The sequence below is a fragment of the Streptomyces sp. NPDC111516 genome (assembly GCF_055635345.1).
This window is the reverse complement of sequence record NZ_JBVKBV010000006.1, coordinates 194,152-211,342: the sequence shown is the minus strand read 5'-3', so window position 1 is coordinate 211,342 and position 17,191 is coordinate 194,152. Positions and strand designations below refer to the sequence as shown.

At 70.8% G+C, this 17,191-nt stretch carries 15 protein-coding genes; 5 read left to right on the top strand and 10 right to left on the bottom strand.

Translation table 11 applies throughout. From position 1 onward, the window contains the following. Positions 1–17: 17 nt before the first annotated feature. Complete coding sequence (locus ACZ7L9_RS14960; protein ID WP_471415522.1) at positions 18–647, bottom strand: response regulator; 630 nt, start codon at positions 645–647, stop codon at positions 18–20. Beyond that, entirely contained in the window at positions 644–1,978 is a 1,335-nt protein-coding gene (locus tag ACZ7L9_RS14955; protein WP_471415520.1) for a sensor histidine kinase, read from the bottom strand. Before ACZ7L9_RS14955 ends, ACZ7L9_RS14960 begins: the two co-directional genes overlap by 4 nt. Positions 1,979–2,194: 216 nt before the next feature. Between ACZ7L9_RS14955 and ACZ7L9_RS14950 the strand changes: the two genes are divergently transcribed. Both ACZ7L9_RS14950 and ACZ7L9_RS14945 read left to right on the top strand, forming a co-directional pair. Then, on the top strand, positions 2,195–2,752 hold the full coding sequence (locus tag ACZ7L9_RS14950; protein ID WP_471415700.1) for a GlcG/HbpS family heme-binding protein: 558 nt from the start codon (positions 2,195–2,197) through the stop codon (positions 2,750–2,752). A 67-nt stretch (positions 2,753–2,819) separates the two neighbouring features. Then, positions 2,820–4,229, top strand: a complete 1,410-nt coding sequence (locus ACZ7L9_RS14945) for a M1 family metallopeptidase (protein ID WP_471415519.1) — start codon at positions 2,820–2,822, stop codon at positions 4,227–4,229. A 34-nt stretch (positions 4,230–4,263) separates the two neighbouring features. On the opposite strand, the gene ACZ7L9_RS14940 is transcribed toward ACZ7L9_RS14945, so the two are convergent. The 3 genes from ACZ7L9_RS14940 to ACZ7L9_RS14930 all read right to left on the bottom strand — a co-directional run bounded on the left by ACZ7L9_RS14940 (position 4,264) and on the right by ACZ7L9_RS14930 (position 8,470). Continuing rightward, on the bottom strand, positions 4,264–5,844 hold the full coding sequence (locus ACZ7L9_RS14940) for a M4 family metallopeptidase (RefSeq protein WP_471415518.1): 1,581 nt from the start codon (positions 5,842–5,844) through the stop codon (positions 4,264–4,266). A gap of 228 nt (positions 5,845–6,072) precedes the next feature. Beyond that, positions 6,073–7,575 (bottom strand): M4 family metallopeptidase, encoded by a 1,503-nt coding sequence (locus ACZ7L9_RS14935; RefSeq protein ID WP_471415699.1) that lies wholly within the window; start codon positions 7,573–7,575, stop codon positions 6,073–6,075. 319 nt (positions 7,576–7,894) lie between these two features. After that, entirely contained in the window at positions 7,895–8,470 is a 576-nt protein-coding gene (locus tag ACZ7L9_RS14930) for a TerD family protein (protein ID WP_389791906.1), read from the bottom strand. 226 nt (positions 8,471–8,696) lie between these two features. Between ACZ7L9_RS14930 and arfB the strand changes: the two genes are divergently transcribed. Beyond that, positions 8,697–9,131 (top strand): alternative ribosome rescue aminoacyl-tRNA hydrolase ArfB, encoded by a 435-nt coding sequence (arfB, locus tag ACZ7L9_RS14925; RefSeq protein ID WP_471415517.1) that lies wholly within the window; start codon positions 8,697–8,699, stop codon positions 9,129–9,131. A gap of 70 nt (positions 9,132–9,201) precedes the next feature. Here arfB and ACZ7L9_RS14920 read toward each other — a convergent pair whose 3' ends face one another. Next, on the bottom strand, positions 9,202–9,708 hold the full coding sequence (locus ACZ7L9_RS14920; RefSeq protein WP_471415516.1) for a flavin reductase family protein: 507 nt from the start codon (positions 9,706–9,708) through the stop codon (positions 9,202–9,204). 370 nt (positions 9,709–10,078) lie between these two features. Between ACZ7L9_RS14920 and cdgB the strand changes: the two genes are divergently transcribed. Next, positions 10,079–11,722 (top strand): diguanylate cyclase CdgB, encoded by a 1,644-nt coding sequence (gene cdgB, locus ACZ7L9_RS14915; RefSeq protein ID WP_471415514.1) that lies wholly within the window; start codon positions 10,079–10,081, stop codon positions 11,720–11,722. A gap of 151 nt (positions 11,723–11,873) precedes the next feature. Next, positions 11,874–12,830, top strand: coding sequence for a carbohydrate-binding protein (locus ACZ7L9_RS14910; protein WP_471415512.1), 957 nt, complete (start codon positions 11,874–11,876; stop codon positions 12,828–12,830). Positions 12,831–12,905: 75 nt separating this feature from the next. On the opposite strand, the gene ACZ7L9_RS14905 is transcribed toward ACZ7L9_RS14910, so the two are convergent. From ACZ7L9_RS14905 to ACZ7L9_RS14890, 4 genes are all read right to left on the bottom strand, one after another. Further along, positions 12,906–13,757 carry a class II fructose-bisphosphate aldolase gene (locus ACZ7L9_RS14905; RefSeq protein WP_471415510.1) on the bottom strand — a complete coding sequence of 284 codons (852 nt, stop codon included), beginning with the start codon at positions 13,755–13,757 and terminating at the stop codon, positions 12,906–12,908. 59 nt (positions 13,758–13,816) lie between these two features. Further along, complete coding sequence (locus tag ACZ7L9_RS14900; protein ID WP_471415508.1) at positions 13,817–14,812, bottom strand: 1-phosphofructokinase family hexose kinase; 996 nt, start codon at positions 14,810–14,812, stop codon at positions 13,817–13,819. A gap of 163 nt (positions 14,813–14,975) precedes the next feature. Continuing rightward, entirely contained in the window at positions 14,976–16,130 is a 1,155-nt protein-coding gene (nagA, locus tag ACZ7L9_RS14895) for an N-acetylglucosamine-6-phosphate deacetylase (RefSeq protein ID WP_471415507.1), read from the bottom strand. Beyond that, positions 16,130–17,062 carry an ROK family protein gene (locus tag ACZ7L9_RS14890; protein ID WP_471415505.1) on the bottom strand — a complete coding sequence of 311 codons (933 nt, stop codon included), beginning with the start codon at positions 17,060–17,062 and terminating at the stop codon, positions 16,130–16,132. Before ACZ7L9_RS14890 ends, nagA begins: the two co-directional genes overlap by 1 nt. Between the last annotated feature and the right edge of the window lie 129 nt (positions 17,063–17,191).

The following is a 17,191-nucleotide window of genomic DNA, read 5'->3' as shown; positions in this document are numbered from 1 at the left end:
CGAAGGCGCCTCGACGCCTACGGCAGCAGCCGCTGCTCCTTCGCCACGGCGACGGCGCCGGCGCGGGTGTCGACGCCGAGCTTGTCGTAGATGCGGCCCAGGTGGGTCTTGACCGTGGCCTCGCTGATGAACAGGGCGCGGGCGATGTCCCGGTTGCCCAGGCCCTGGGAGAGCTGGGCCAGGATGTCGCGTTCGCGGTCGGTCAGGGTGGGCCGGGGCTTGCGCATGCGGGCCATGACGCGGCTGGCCACGGGCGGGGAGAGCGTCGTGCGGCCCTGCGCGGCCGAGCGGATCGCGGCGAACAGTTCCTCGGGGCGCTCGGCCTTCAGCAGGTAGCCGGTGGCGCCCGCCTCGATGGCGCGGGTGATGTCGGCGTCCGTGTCGTACGTGGTGAGGACCAGGACATGGGCGTCGGTGGCGGCGATCCGGCGGGTCGCCTCGACGCCGTCGATGCCTTCGCCGAGCTGGAGGTCCATCAGAACGACTTCCGGGGCGAGCTTGGCGGCCAGGGCGACGGCCTCCTCGCCGCTGCCGGCCTCCCCGACGACCTCGATGTCCGGTTCGCTGCCGAGGAGGGCGAGCAGCCCGGCGCGTACGACGGCGTGGTCGTCGCAGAGCAGGATGCGTACGGGCGGCGTCGCGTTCATGCGAGGTCCTCCGGGGCGGGGGTGAGGGGGACTGCGGCGGACAGGACCGTACCCTCGCCCGGTGCCGACTCGATCGTCAGTGTGCCGCCGAGCTGATGGAGCCTGGCACGCATCGCGGGCAGCCCGTGCCCGCGTACGCCACCGGTGGCCGTCCCGGTGCGCCCGGCGGGCGTGAAGCTCTGCCCGTTGTCGGCGATGTCCAGGACGACCCGGTCGCCGAGATGGGTCAGCGTCAGCGCGGCCTCCGTCGCGTGCGCGTGTTCCCGAACATTGGCCAGTGCCCCCTGCGCGATGCGCAGCAGCGCGGACTGCACACGGTCGGGCAGTGCGGTGTGCCGCTCGCCCTCCACATGGCAGCGGACGGTGAGCCGCCCCTGCGCCTGGGCCGTCTCGCGTGCGGCCAGCGCGTGCAGGGCCGCCTCCAGACCGCCGCCCTCCGCGAGATCGGCCGGGGCCAGGTCGTGGACGAAGCGGCGGGCCTCGGCGAGATTGCGCTCCGCGATGCCCGTCGCCGTACGGACATGGCGGCGGGCGGTCGCCGGGTCGGCGTCCCAGGTGCGGTCGGCGGCCTGGAGCAGCATCTGCTGGCTGGACAGGCCCTGCGCGAGGGTGTCGTGGATCTCCATCGAGAGCCGTTGGCGCTCGGCGAGGGTTCCCTCGCGGCGCTCGGTGGCGGCCAGTTCGCGGCGGGTGCGCAGCAGGTCGTCGATCAGTTCGCCCTGCCGCTCGGACAGTTCGCGCTGGCGCACGGCCTGCCGCTGCATGTGGACGAAGACCGCTGTCGCGACGGCCGCCACCGCGGGCGGGGCCAGCACCAGGTTCGGGTCGAAACCGTGGGCCAGCCGCAGTTGCGCGGCGACGACGAACACGGTGAGCAGGGCGACGAGCACGAGCGCCGCACGTGGCGGAAGGATCCGCAGCCCGGTGTAGAACAGCGGGACCGCGCACCACGCGAAGCTCGGCGCGAGGACGACCAGCACCATCCACACGGCGACCAGCACTCCCAGCCACACCACACTGCGCGGCGTCGGACGCGAACCGAGCACCGGCCCGAGCACGTACAGGACCGCGAGGGCGACGGACAGCGCGATGATCCACGGGGTGCGGGCCTCGCCGGGGTGCCGCAGCAGGAAGCGGGCGAGCGAGGCGCCGAGCAGCAGGAAGAACGCGGCATGCATCAGGAGCGTGAGCCGGCGCGCATCAGGGTCGCCGGCCCCGGAGCCGCCGTCCCCGCTCACGAGGGCGCCGGAGCCGCCGGTCCGCCCTGTGACGGTGCCGCGTGCCGGCCGGGTTCGGTGTTCCACCTCGTCCCCCTCGCTCCTCACCGTCATCAGCTCTGCTGACCTGCACAGGCACATCCATGGTCACCCCGGCTGACCACTCCCGCATCAACCGATCGGCCGATGGGACCGTCGGCCGTCCCGCGCGCCGCGTCGAGCCGGTTCGTCGACCGTACGGCCCCGGACACGGCAGGAGGATCGATCACAGAGCCGAACGGGCTCATCCAGTTCAACCACCGCACCGCACCGCTGCCGAAGGAGCCCACCATGAAGAAGCCGTCGCTGCGCACCCGCGTCCTGACCGGTGCCGTTGTCGCCGCCGCCCTCGGCGCCGGAACCTTCGGCGCCATGTCCGCAGGCGCCTCCACCCCGGCCGCCGCGCCCGCCGCCGCCGTCCAGGCCGACGCCGCGAACCGGAACCTCCAGCAGACCACCCACCTGACCGTGGCCGCCGCCACCAGGGCCGCACAGGCCACCCTCGACGCCGCGCAGAAGGAGAACCAGCGCGTCTCCGTCGCCGTCGTCGACCGCAACGGCAACACCATCGTCACGCTGCGCGGCGACGGCGCGGGCCCGCAGGCGTACGAGTCGGCCGTGAAGAAGGCGTACACCGCCGTCTCCTGGAACGCGCCCACCTCCGAGCTGGCCAAGCGCCTGGAGCAGGCCCCGAACCTCAAGGACATCCCCGGCACCCTGTTCCTCGCGGGCGGCGCCCCGGTCACCACCAAGGGCGCGCCGATCGCCGGCATCGGCGTGGCCGGAGCCCCCAGCGGCGACCTCGACGAGAAGTTCGCGAACGCCGGCGTCGCCGCCCTCGCGAAGTAGGTTCCCGGCGTGCCGACGTACCGCCGTTCAGAGGTTCCGCCCCCGGGGTCGGCCTAGGATCACAGGCGTGAACCAGCGAACACCAGTACGCCGCACGGCCTGCGCCGCAGTCCTCGGCCTGCTGGTTCTGACGACCTCCACCGGTTGCGTCGGCGGCGTCGAGGGCACCCCCGGCGCCGCCGGTCTGCGCGACCCGTACTTCCCGAAGCTCGGCAACGGCGGCTACGACGTCACGCACTACGACCTCGTCCTCGACATCGACCCGGTCGCCCACCACCTGAGCGGCACCGCCACGATCACCGCGCGCGCCACCCAGGACCTCAGCTCCTTCAACCTCGACCTCGCCGGGCTCACCGTCCGGTCCGCGATCGTCGAGGGCCGTCCGGCCCTCGTCAACCGGGCGGGCCACGAGCTGACGCTGCGGCCCGCCGCCGACGTCGGGAGCCGGCTCCGCAAGGGCAGGACGTTCCGTACGGTCGTCCGCTACTCCGGCACTCTGCAGACCCTCACCGACCCGGACAATTCGAAGGAGGGCTGGCTGAGGACCGCGGACGGATCGGTCGCGCTCGGCGAGCCGACCGGGTCCATGGCCTGGTTCCCCGGAAACAACCACCCGAGCGACAAGGCGTCGTACGACATCACCGTCACCGTCCCGAAGAGTCTGACGGCCGTCTCCAACGGAGAGCTGACATCGCGTAGGACCGCGGACGGCACCGCCACGTACCACTGGCACGTCGCCGAACCGATGGCGAGCTATCTCGCGACGGTCGCCATCGGCCGGTTCGACACGAAGACGTCGACCACGCCGGACGGCATCAAGGTGTTCACCGCCGCGGACACGAAGGTGGCGGCGGACAGCGCGCGGGTGCTCGTCCGCGTTCCGGAGGTCGTGAAGTGGGAGGCGGAACGTTTCGGCCCGTACCCCTTCTCCGCCACGGGCGCGATCGTCGGGCGGCCCGGGGACGCCGGATACGCGCTGGAGACCCAGAATCGGCCGTACTTCCCGGGACCGCCGAGCGCCGGGCTGCTCGTCCACGAGATGGCCCACCAGTGGTTCGGGAACTCCGTCACGCCCGAGAGCTGGCGGGACATGTGGCTCAACGAGGGCTTCGCGACCTACGCGGACTGGCTGTGGGAGGACGACAAGGAGGGCAAGCCGGTCCAGGGCCTGTTCGACGCGGCCTTCGAGGACGACGCCAACTGGGCCTTCCCGCCCGCCGATCCGCCGACCGCCGCGGACATCTCGCAGGCGCCGGTGTACGGGCGCGGTGCGATGGTCATCCACAAGATCCGGCAGGCCGTGCACGACGACAAGCGGTTCTTCGCGCTCATCAAGGGCTGGACGAAGGCCCACCGGCACGGCAACGCGTCGACCGCCGACTTCACCGCGTACGTGGAGAAGACGACCGGGCAGGATCTGACGGAGCTGTGGAACACCTGGCTGTACGGGAAGAGCCGGCCCGCCTCGAAGGGCTGACCGGCTCCCGCGTACAAGAAGTACGGCAGTGACGCTACTTCACGTTGACGCCGCTCCAGGCGGCGTCGACGGCCGCGAGCTCGGCGCTGTCGGCCCCGTACAGATCGGTCGCCGCCTTCTCGGTCGCCGTGCGGGCGGCCGCGTAGTCGGTGGTCGACGTCATGTACTCGGAGAGGGCCTTGTACCAGATCCGGACGGCCTTGTCCCGGCCGATGCCGGTGACCGTGGAGCCGTCGATGGTCGGGGAGTCGTAGTCGACGCCGTTGATCGTCTTCGCGCCGCTGCCCTCGGACAGCAGGTAGAAGAAGTGGTTGGCGACGCCGGAGGAGTAGTGCACGTCGAGGTCGCCGACGCTGCTGTCCCAGTAGTCCGCGGAGCCGCCGTCCTTGCTCGGCTCGTCCATGTAGCGCAGCGGGGTGCCGTCGCCGTTGATGTCGATCTTCTCGCCGATGAGGTAGTCGCCGACGTCCGTGCTGTTGTCGGCGGCGAACTCCACCGCGGTGCCGAGGATGTCGCTGGTCGCCTCGTTCAGGCCGCCGGACTCCCCGTAGTAGTCGAGGTTGGCGGTGGACGCGGTCAGACCGTGGCTCATCTCGTGGCCCGCGACGTCGAGAGCGGTGAGGGCGCTCTTGTTGTCGGCGCCGTCGCCGTACGTCATGCAGAAGCAGCTGTCGTCCCAGAACGCGTTGACGTACGCGTCGCCGTAGTGGACCCGCGAGTACGCGGCCTTGCCGTCACCGGCGATGCCGTCGCGGCCGAACGCCGACTTGTAGAAGTCCCAGGTCTTCGCGGCGCCGTAGGCGGCGTCGACGGCGGCGGTCTGGCGGTCGTTGCCGGTGCCGTCGCCCCAGGTGTCGTCGTCGTCCGTGACGAGGTCGCCGGTGCCGCTCTCGCCCTGGTTGAGGTCGTACGTCTTGTGGCCGCCGCGGTCGCCGTCGGTCAGCTCGAACCCGGAGCCGGACTTGGTGGTCGTCAGGTCGACCTGGCCGCTGTACTGGCTGTTGCCGACGCCGGTCTCGATCGCCTCGTAGCTCTGGAGCTTCTTGCCGGTGGTCGCGTCGGTGATGATGTGCAGCCTGCTGGGCGTGCCGTCCTTCTGTACCCCGGTCTTCACCGTCTCGAAGGCGAGGACGGGCTTGGAGCCGCCCGCCCAGATCACCTTGCGGGCGGCGGCCGCGGTCTTGATCTTCGCCGTCGTCGACGGCACCGCTATCCGGGCCCTGGTCGCCTTGGTGACGCCCTTGAGCTTTCCGCCGCGGGCGGTGTGGGTGACGAGATCGCCGCCGAGGACCGGGAGTCCGTCGTAGGTGCGCTCGTAGCGGGTGTGGACGGTGCCGTCGGCGTCCTTGATCACATCACGGACGATCAGCTTCTCCTGGCTGCCGAGCCCGAGGGACTCGGCGGTCGAGGAGGCGTCGGTCTGCGCCGACTTGATGGCGGCGGTGCGCTGTGCGGCGTTGTTCGCGCCGAAGGGGACGACGCTGCGAGTGGCGGAGGGGCCGGCGTTGCCGTTGTCGGGTGCGGCGTCGGCCGAACCGGTCTGGACGCCGACGACGACCATCGCGGCCACGGCGGCCAGGGCTGCGGCGCGACGGGTGTTCATGTGGGGGGTCATGCGTTCTCCGTTGCTCGTTCCGTGGGGGGTTACGAGCCGAGAGCGTGCCACCGAATGAGCGAAATTGACGGTGCACTAACAAATACCTCACATTTTTTTGACCACTTCTTGTCCGAATGGGGTTCGCCTGTGTTCGCTATGCGGCGGCAGAAACTGACGCCGCGTCCGGCCGGTCCCGAGGACCGGTCGGACGCGGCGTACCGCTCATCCACTGGCTCGCCTGATTGCCTAGTTGACGTTGATCCCTGACCAGGCGGCGGCGACGGCCGTGTACTCCGCGCTGCCCGCCCCGTACAGATCGGTCGCCGCCTTGAGGGTGGCGACGCGTGCCGCGGCGTAGTCGGTGGACGACGTCATGTACGTGGTGAGCGCCTTGTACCAGATCTGGACGGCCTTGGCGCGCCCGATCCCCGTGACGGTGGAGCCGTTGGAGGTCGGGGAGTTGTAGGAGACGCCGTTGATGGTCTTCGCGCCGCTGCCCTCCGACAGCAGGTAGAAGAAGTGGTTGGCGGGCCCGGACGAGTAGTGGACGTCGAGCCGGCCGACCGTCTTCGACCAGTAGTCGGCCGAGGCGCCGTCCTTGCTGGGCTTGTCCATGTAGCGCAGCGGGGTGCCGTTGCCCCTGATGTCGATCTTCTCGCCGATGAGGTAGTCGCCACTGTCGCTGCTGTTGTTGGCGTAGAACTCGACCGCGGTGCCGAACATGTCGCTGGTCGCCTCGTTGAGCCCGCCCGACTCACGGCTGTACTTCAGTCCGGCGGTGGACGCGGTCAGGCCGTGGCTCATTTCGTGTCCGGCGACATCCAGCGAGGTGAGCGGCTTGAGGTTGCCCGAACCGTCGCCGTACGTCATGCAGAAGCAGCTGTCCGACCAGAAGGCGTTGACGTACGCGTTGCCGTAGTGGACCCGGGAGTACGCGGCCTTGCCGTCGCCGGCGATGCCGTTGCGCCCCAGCTCGTTCTTGTAGAAGTCCCAGGTCATGGCGGCGCCGTAGTGGGCGTCGACCGCGGCGGTCTGACGGTTGGTGGGCAGACCGTTGCCCCAGAGGTCGTCGGCGTCGGTGAAGAGCGTCCCGGTGCCGGTGGTGGAGCCGTTCAGGTCGTACGTGGTGTGGCCGCCGCGACCGCCGTCGGTCAGGTTGTAACCGGACCCGGAGGCCGTGGTTCCGAGAGGCACGGTGCCGCTGTACTGGCTGGTTCCGGAGCCCGTGTCGATGGCCTCGTACGCGTAGAGCTCCTTGCCGCTGGTGGCGTCGGTGATGACGTGGCGCTCGCTGGGTGTCCCGTCCGGCTGGGTGCCCGTGACCACGTTCTCGTACGCGAGTGCGGGCTTTCCGGTGGCGGCCCAGATCACCTTCCGCGCACCGGCCTTGGCGCTGAGGGCGGCGTCCGACGACGCCACGGATATCGTGGCCGACGTCGCCCGGGACACTCCCTTGAGGGAGCCGTCCTTCCTGGCGTGGGTGACGAGATCGCCACCGAGCACGGGCAGTCCGTCGTAGGTGCGCTCGTAGCGGGTGTGGACGGTGCCGTCGGCGTCCTTGATCACATCGCGGACGACGAGCTTCTCCTTGCCGCCCAGCTTGATCTGCGCGGCGACGGAATCGGCCCGGCCCTGGGCCTCCTTGATGGCCGTGGCGCGCTGAGAGGCGCTGAGCGGCAGGGCGCTGGCGCCGGCCGCACGGTCCGGGGCGGCTCCTGCCGAACCTGCCTGTACTCCGACGACGACCATGGCGGCGGACGCGGCGATCGCAGCAGTACGCAGAGCGATTCTCACTCGGTCTCCTTCGCTTGGCACACACGATTCGTGAGGGGGGCCCGGAGAGAGTGGCACCGGTCGCCGCAAATTTGACAGTGGTCGGTCAATCTCTTGACCGGATCTTGTCCGAAGTCCGTTACCCGGTGTTCGCTATGCGGTCAACTGTGATTGTTCGCAGATTACTTGCGCAGAGCAGGCCGGGATCAAACCCGCTCGGCGCACACGAACCCCCCGGCCGTGACGGCCGGGGGGTTCGTGGGAGAGCTCTCGCGTCAGAGGCTGACGCCGCGGGTCAGAGGTTGACGCCGAAGTCCTGGGCGATGCCGCGCAGACCGGAGGCGTAACCCTGGCCGACGGCGCGGAACTTCCACTCCGCGCCGTTGCGGTAGAGCTCGCCGAAGACCATGGCGGTCTCGGTGGCGGCGTCCTCGCTCAGGTCGTAGCGGGCGATCTCGGTGCCGCCGGCCTGGTTGATGATGCGGATGAACGCGTTGCGCACCTGGCCGAAGTTCTGGCTGCGGGTCTCGGCGTCGTAGATCGAGACCGGGAAGACGATCTTGTCGACCTCGGCCGGCAGGCCCGCCAGGTTGACGTTGATCTGCTCGTCGTCGCCCTCGCCCTGGCCCGTGACGTTGTCACCGGTGTGGACGATGGTCTGATCCGGCGTCGACTTGTTGTTGAAGAAGACGAAGTGGCCGTCGGAGACGACCTTGCCGGCCGGGTCGACCGCGATCGCCGAGGCGTCGAGGTCGAAGTCGGTACCGGTGGTGGTGCGGACGTCCCAGCCGAGGCCGACCGTGACGGCGGTCAGGCCCGGGGCCTCCTTGGTGAGCGAGACGTTGCCGCCCTTGGACAGGCTTACAGCCATGGGAAGTCCCTTTCATCGTCGAGTGCGGGCTTCGTGCCATCACGAAGCTACCGTCACAGGTCATAACGCGGACAAGGGACCGGGAGGTTCCTGCTCCCTTTGCTTTCTTTACCGAAGCCCCCCGGCCGGCCCGACGGCCGATGCGGCCCGCACGGCACCCGTAAGGGCGCCCGCACGGCACCCGGACGGCAAAAGAAGGTGACGAACGCCCGGTGGGACGGGGAACATGGGTGCCATGTCCGGGCCCTATGTCATCCGCGGTTCGGTCTCCCTGCCGGAGGCCGAGCTCATGTGGCGTTTCTCGCGGTCCTCCGGGCCCGGCGGGCAGCACGTCAACACCAGTGACTCCCAGGTGGAGCTCCGCTTCGACCTCGCGGCGACCGAATCGCTCCCCCCGGTGTGGAAGGAGCGGGCGCTCCAGCGTCTGGAGGGCAGGCTCGTGGACGGGGTGATCGCGGTACGGGCGTCCGAGCACCGCTCCCAGTGGCGCAACCGCGAGACGGCTCTCGTACGGCTCGCCTCCCTGCTGGCCGAGGCCACGGCGCCGCCCCCCAGGCCGCGCCGCAAGACCAGGATTCCGCGCGGCATCAACGAACGCCGCCTGCGCGAGAAGAAGCAACGCGGCGAGACGAAGCGCGGCCGCTCCGGCCGCGACTGGTAACCGCGCCCCCTCACCTCGGCCCGGCGATTCCGGCGAGCCCCGTCACCTCAGCCGTCGACGCGACGCCCCGTCACCCCAGCTGCCGGTACCGCCCCCGGAAGTACGTCAGCGGCGAACCGTCCCCGCTCGGCAGGTCCGCGCTCAGCACCCGGCCGATCACCAGCGTGTGGTCGCCCGCCAGGACCCGCTGCTCGGTGCGGCACTCCAGCGTTGCCAGTGCGCCGCCGACCAGCGGTGCGCCGGTGACCTCTCCCCTCTTGTAGGGGATGTCCTCGAACAGCAGCCGGTCGCTGATCCGGCCCTTCATCGCGAACCGTCCGGCGATGTGCCGCTGGCTCTCGGCGAGCACCGAGACCGCCCACAGCGGCTGCTCGGACAGCAGATCGTCCATCCGTGAGTCGTTGCGCAGGCTGACCAGGACCAGCGGCGGGTCGAGCGACACGGACATGAAGGCGGTCGCCGTCATCCCGACGTCCTCGCCCCGGCCGCACTCGTCGAGCGGCGGCTCCTCGGCGGTGATCAGCACGACACCGGCGGCCAGCCGGGCAAGGGCGGCCCGGAACTCATCGTTGCTCACCCCCTCAGCATGGGGGATGGACTCGGAACGCGGGGCGGGGGGCTTCGTCTGCAACACATCCGGCACGCTAGCCGCGGATGGCGCGCCGTCGCATCGGGCCAGGGGACCAGACCGGTCCTAGGACTCCGGGCCCGGAGCGCCGCAGCACCGGCACTGCAACGCCCGGATTTGCGTTCAAGAAAAGGACGGACCGCAGTCACGCACCGCCGGAACTCCTTTACCATCTGTTGTGACTTGAGTCACAGAGCGCAATATTTGCTGACCCTGTGTACCGGCTGCACAGCTCACTGTGATTCAGTGACCGTGACACTGCGGTAAGTGCGTCGATATGAAACCTGGAGTGCTGTCGAGGTCTCGGGGAGTGCGAGCGATGGAGGCCGAGTCGGAGCCGTACGTCCGTCTTGCGACGATGCGGCAGCTGCACCAGGCCGTGGCCGATCTCAACACGGCGCGGAGCCTGGCCGACACACTGCAGACCGTGGCCGACGGAATCGTCGCCGGTCTCGGCTACGAGCTTGCCTGCGTGAACCTCGTCCGACCCGACGGTGATCTCGTCGTCGCCTCCTTCGCCGGCAACAGCGCAGCGGAAACGCTGATCACCGGCCGCGTCGGCTCGCGCAGCTCCTGGGAGCGCAGGCTGTCGATGGGTGAGGCCTGGGACGAGCTCCGTTTCATACCCCACACCGATGGCTGGGTCCTCCTCGACGACGACGTACCGCAGTGGCACACCGAGGGTCCCGAGCCCCGTTTCGAGGACGAGTGGCACCCCGAGGACCGGCTCTACGCCCCGATGTATGCGTCCGGCGGCGGCCTCGATCTCCTGGGCGTCATCTCCGTCGACCGCCCGCGCAACGGCCGCCGCCCCGGCGCCTGGGGCCGTGAGGCCCTCCAGATGTACGCGTCGCAGGCGGCCATTGCGATCAGCAACGCCCGGCTGAGAGCAAACATGCAGCGCGCCCTGGTCCGTCTGGAGCGTGAGCAGCAGGCGCTGCGGGCCAGCGAGGAATCCTTCCGTCAGGCCTTCGAGTACGCGCCCAGCGGCATGGCCATCGCCGAGATGGGCGGCGACCAGCACGGCCGGCTGCTGCGCACCAACGACGCCCTGTGCCGACTGCTCGGCCGCCCCGCGTCCGTCCTGCGCCGCTACTCCTTCGCCGACCTCGTCCACCCCGAGGACATCGGCACCCTGCTGCGCACCTCCGCCGAGGGCGGCCGCGCCGAGCTGCGGCTGGGGCGGCGGGACGGCACCTACCTCTGGGTCTCGCTGCGCAACTCCGTCGTCGCCGACACCACGGACGGTCCCCGCTTTCTGCTCACCCACGTCGAGGACATAGAGGAGCGCAAGCGCCACGAGCTGCATCTCGCGCACCGTGCCTCGCACGACGCGCTCACCGGCCTGCCCAACAGCGCCGAGCTGCGCTCCCGGCTCAGCTCCCGGCTCTGCGAGCGTCCGCACTCCGTGGCCACCACCGCGGTCGAGGCGCTGGACGCGGCGTACGGCGACGTCGACGATCCGGACACGCGGACGCACGGCTACGACGTGGACCCGGCGCCCGCCGGCCCGTACGACCACCATGTGCACGCCGTCGCACCCGACACCGGGCACGACGACGGCGCCAAGGGCCTCGCGGTCCTCTTCTGCGACCTCGACGGCTTCAAGTCCATCAACGACCGCTTCGGCCACCACACCGGTGACGCCGTACTGATCGAGGTCGCCCGCCGCCTCACCACCTGTGTCCGCGACGGCGACACCGTCGCCCGGCTCGGGGGTGACGAATTCGTCGTCCTCGCCGACGGACTCGGTGCCGCGGACGCCGCGGACCTGGCCGTACGCCTGCGTAACGCCATCATTCCGCCCATTCGGGTCGACGGCCGGGCGGTGCGCGTCGGGGCGAGTTTCGGTATCGGCTGGGCCGCCTGCGGGATGACGGCCGAAGAGGTGCTGCGCTCCGCCGACCAGCGGATGTACGTGGAGAAGCGGTCGCGGTCGAAGGTTCACCGCAGGGCCGGCTGACGTTCACGGCGGCGCTGCTCCGCTACTCGGGGGCGATTCCGGGACGGGCGACGGCAATTCTTGGTGCGGTCCGTTCGGGGTAGGCTCGGCCGGTCGGCCACGGCTGGCGATATTCGGCGACGGCTGGCGACATGGTGAGGAGTGACCAGGGATGACGGCCGGGAACAACGGCGCAAACAAGCCCGAGGACGACGATCCGTTCGGCTATCTGTATGAGGACGGACAGGCAGCGGGCGCCCAGCCGCCGCGAACGGGCGGCTACGGCTACCCGGGTCCGGCGGCCCCGCAGCCCGGGGTGCCCCGGACCTCGTACAACCAGGTGCGGACCGTCGGTGAGCGCCAGTACGGGCAGCAGGTGCCGCACCAGCAGCCGTACGGCCAGCCGAACGCGCAGTACGCCGCCCCGGAGACGTACCCCGGTGCCCCCACCGCGCAGGTTTCGCAGCAGGGCGGCCGCGGCCGCACCGGCGGTCCCGGCAAGGGCGGCCCGAACACCAAGGGCCTGCTGATCGGCGCGGTCGCGGTGGTCCTGGTCGTGCTCATCGGCATCGGCGCGGCGCTGCTCACGGACAACGGCAAGAAGGACAAGAAGAAGGACGAGGCCACCACCTCCGCCGGTCCCGCAGGTCAGGTCGAGGAGTCCCCGAAGCCGAAGCAGTCCGAGACGTCCTCCGAGGCCCCGGCGGAGCTGCCGAAGCAGGACGCGGCGACGCTGAAGCTCGGCGGTACGGCCCAGCTGGACAACACGACCAAGGGCGCCGAGAGCGCCAACGGCCAGTACATCAACCTCAACGAGGTCGGCAGGTCGGCGACCTGGTCGGTCGAGGTGCCGGAGGCGGGTGCGTACACGCTGTTCGTGACGTACGGCGTGCCGGGCAAGGACGCCAAGACGTCCCTCACGGTCAATGCCGAGGCTCCCCGGTCCATCAGTATGAAGAATTTCGCGAACGCGCCGGAGGGCGACCTGGAGAAGGGCTGGACGACCACGTTCGCCTGGATCCAGCTCAACAAGGGCCCGAACACGATCATGATCTCGTGCAACGAGGGTGACCAGTGCGACGCCAACCTGGATCAGCTGTCGCTGAAGGCCGGTCACGTGAAGCGCTGACCGTCCCCGGACGCACTCCGGCCCCCCTTGCCTCCGGGCGAGGGGGGCCGGACCGTTTTCCGGGCGCGGAGCGGGTCAGCCCATCAGGCTCAGGAACCCCGCCACCGTCGCGGCCATCGCCTCGCGGCCCGGGGCGATGTACTTGCGCGGGTCCACACCCGTGGTGTTCTCGGCCAGGTACGCCCGTACCGCGCCGGTGAACGCGGTGTTCAGCGCCGTGCCCACGTTGATCTTGACCATGCCGGAGGAGGCGACGGCCTGGCGGATCTCCTCGTCCGGGACGCCGCTGGAGCCGTGCAGCACCAGCGGGACGGGGACCGCGTCGCGCAGCCGGCCGATCAGGGCGTGGTCCAGGGCGGCGGTGCGCTCGGTCATGGCGTGCGAGGAGCCGACCGCGACGGCCAGCGCGTCCACACCGGTGTCGCGGACGTACGCGGCGGCCTCGGCCGGGTCGGTGCGGACGCCCGGGGCATGGGCGTCGAGCGGCGCCTCGCCCTCCTTGCCGCCGACCTTGCCGAGCTCGGCCTCGATCCAGATGCCGCGCTCGTGCCCCCAGGCCACCGCCTCGGCCGTGGCCCGCACGTTCTCCTCGTAACCGAGCTTGGAGGCGTCGAACATCACCGATCCGAAGCCCTCCGTGTGCGCCTGGTGCAGCAGCTCCACGGACTCGACGTGGTCGAGGTGGAGTGCGAGGGGGGCGGCGGAGGCGCGGGCGACGGCGGCGGCCGCGGCGGCGATCGCGGAGAGCCGGCCGCCGTGGAACTTCACGGCGTTCTCGGAGATCTGCAGGATGGCGGGTGCTCCGGCGCGCTCGGCGCCGGCCGCGATCGCCTCCGCGTGCTCCAGCGTGATGACATTGAAGGCGGCGATTCCGCGTCCCTGGGCCTGTGCGGCGGAGACGAGTTCACCAGTGCTGACGAGCGGCATGCTGACCCCTGTTGCTTCTGCTGAACGGACCGGTCGGGCGGTCCGGTACGGGTGGCGGCTCAGGCCGCCGCGGTGTGTTCCTCGACGTCGACGCCCGGCAGCAGCTCCTCGTACGCCGCGCGGTCGAAGTCACCGGCCGTCGGGGAGAGCACGGTCGCCGTCGACAGTGCCACCGCCCGCCGCAGCCGGTCCGGCCAGCTCAGCCCCTCGACGAGGCCGGACAGCAGCCCCGCCACCGCGGAGTCGCCCGCCCCGGTCGGATTGCCCAGGACCCTGGCGGGCGGCGACGCCCGCCAGACGCCGTCGGGGGTGACCGCCAGCATGCCGTCCGGGCCCAGTGACGCGATGACGCCGTGCGCGCCGCGGCGGCGGGCGTCGCGGGTGGCGCGCAGCGGTTCGCGGGAGCCGGTGAGCTGGGTGAGCTCCTCGGCGTTGGGCTTGATCAGGTCGGGGCGGGCGGCGATGCCGCGGCGCAGCGGTTCGCCGCTGGTGTCCAGGAGCACGGGGACGCCCGCCGTGCGGGCCAGCCGGACCAGTTCGGCGTAGGCGCCGACGTGGATGCCGGGCGGCAGGCTGCCGCAGAGGGCGACGGCGTCGGCCCCGGTGAGGAGCTCCTCGTACCGGCCGAGGAGGGCGGCCCATTCGTCGGCGGTGACGAGCGGGCCGGGTTCGTTGAGCTGGGTGGTGTCGCCGGTGGCCCGGTCGACGACGGCGATCGTGCGACGGGTGTTCCCGGCGACGGTGACGAGTGCGTCGGTGATCGGCGCGGGGACGGGTATGGCGGTTGCGATGGCGGCGGCCTCGGTGTCCGTTCCCGTCGTGTCCCCCGGTGGGAGTTGCGCCAGCAGTTCGCGCAGTACGGCTCCGGTGGAGCCTCCGGCGAAGCCGGTGACCACGGTCGGCCGGCCGAGGGCGGAGAGCACCCGGGCCACGTTGAGGCCCTTGCCGCCGGGCCGTTCGGCTATGTCGCTGACGCGGTGGCTGGCGTGCGGGACGAGCTCCGGGACGCCGTACGTCAGGTCGAGTGCCGTATTCAGTGTGACCGTGAGGATCACTGCGGCCGCTCCCTCGATCCCTGCTCCGAGCGCGAATCCGTGGCTGGAATGCGCTTTCTCTTTCCGAGGCGATCATGCCAAAGAGGTGGTGGTCGGCCCAGGCCTCCGGACCAACCGCCGTCTCTTCGTTACGTATTCGGCTCACCGCCAATAGCGGGTCAACTCAACCGATATGGGGCTCGATGATCCATTCGCCCTTGCGCATGACGCCCTTGAGCGTGAAGTCCGCGTCCAGGACCACCAGGTCCGCGTCCTTGCCCGGTTCCAGCGAGCCGACCCTGTCGTAGACGCCGAGCAGCCGGGCCGGGTTGGCTGAGATGGACCGCACGACATCCCCGACCGGGATCCTGTCGATCGTCACGGCACGGTGGAACGCGGTGTCCAGGGTGAGCGTGGAGCCCGCGATCGAGTTGCCCTCCACCAGCCGCGCTACGCCGTCCTTGACCTCGACGGCGAGCGGGCCGAGCTGGTAGCGGCCGTCGCCGAAGCCCGCCGCGTCCATGGCGTCGGTGATCAGCGCGACGCGGTGGGCGCCCGCGTGGTGGTAGGCCAGCTCCAGGGCGGCGGGGTGCAGATGCGTACCGTCGTTGATCAGCTCGACGGTGATCCGCTCGTCCTCCAGCAGCGCCGCGATCGGGCCGGGTGCGCGGTGGGCGAGCGGCGGCATCGCGTTGTAGAGGTGCGTGGCGACGGTGGCGCCCGCGTCGATCGCCTCGACGGTCTGCTCGTACGTGGCGTCGGTGTGCCCGATCGCGGCGATGACGCCGTGCTCGGCGAGCAGCCGCACCGACTCGATGCCGCCCGGGAGTTCGGTGGCGAGCGTGAACATCTTCGCGGTGCCGCGCGCCGCGTCCATCAGCTTGCGGACCTCGGCCGGGTCCGGGTGGCGCAGCAGATCCTCGCTGTGCGCGCCCTTGCGGCACGGCGAGATGAACGGCCCCTCGAAGTGGATGCCGGCCAGGTCGCCCTGCTCGACCAGCTCGGAGAGGATGCCGGCCCGCTGGGCGAGGAAGTCCATCTCGCCGGTGACGGTGGAGGCGACCAGCGTGGTCGTGCCGTGCTCGCGGTGGGTGCGGATGCCGGTGAGGACCTCGTCCACGGTGCCGGAGGTGAAGGACGCGCCGCCGCCGCCGTGGTTGTGCATGTCGACGAAGCCGGGGACCACCCAGTGGCCGCTCAGGTCGATGGCCTGAGCGCCCTCCGGCGTCGAGCCGGCGATCCGGGTGCCTTCGACGGTCACCCGGCCGTCCTCGACGGTCCCGGTGGGAAGCACCACCCGGGCACCTGTGAGAACGGTGCTGTCTGCGCGTCCGGCCATCAGGCGGATACCTCCGTGGAGAGAAGATCCCAGGCGAGCAGCCCTGCGCCCAGGCATCCGGCGGTGTCCCCGAGGGCCGCCGGGACGATGTGGGGCAGCTTCTGGAACGTGACACGTTCCTCGACGGCCGCACGGAGTGGTGTGAACAAGGTTTCCCCGGCCTCGGCGAGTCCGCCACCGATGATGAGCATGCGGGGATCGAGCAGGGTCAGCGCCGTGACCAGCCCGGCGGCGAGCGCGTCGACGGCGTTCCGCCAGACCTCCACGGCAGTCGGGTCGCCCGACTCGACGGCCTTCGCGCAGTCCGCGGAGTCCGCCGTCGGATCGCCGGACGCGGCGGCCCAGGCCCGGGTCACGGCGGCGGCGGATGCCAGGGTCTCCAGGCAGCCGCGCTGGCCGCAGCCGCAGTCCGGGCCGTCCGGCCGGACCACGATGTGGCCGATCTCGCCCGCGTACCCGTGCGCGCCGGACTCGATGGTGCCCGCGATGCCGATGGCACCGGCGATTCCGGTGCCCAGCGGTACGAAGAGGAAGCGGTCGGCGTCCTTGCCGGCGCCGATCCGGCCCTCGGCGAGGCCGCCGGTGCGCACATCGTGGCCGAGCGCGACGGGGACGCCGCCGAGCCGCTTGCCGAGCAGTTCCCGCATGGGTACGTCGCGCCAGCCCAGGTTCGAGGCGTAGACCGCGATCCCGTTCTCGGCGTCGACGATGCCGGGCACGGCGACACCGGCCGCGACGGCGCTCTCGCCGAAGTGCTCCTCGCCGTACGCCCGCAGGGCCGCGGCGAAAGCGAGGATCGACTCCACGACGGCGTCGGGACCGCGCTCTCTGCCGGTCGCCCGCCGCGCCTCGTGCAGCAGGGTGCCGTCGGCCCCGACCAGTGCGGCCTTCATTCCGGTGCCGCCCACATCGAGGGCGATGACGTGTTTCACGGGAAACAGTTTCGCCCGAGGAATCAAAAAGGTCTAGTCCACTATTGGGGTTTGTTGCGCATCCATACAAAATCGGCGCGCCGCGAAAGCGACACACCGATGGTGTAGACCTCCGGGGATCGTCCGGGA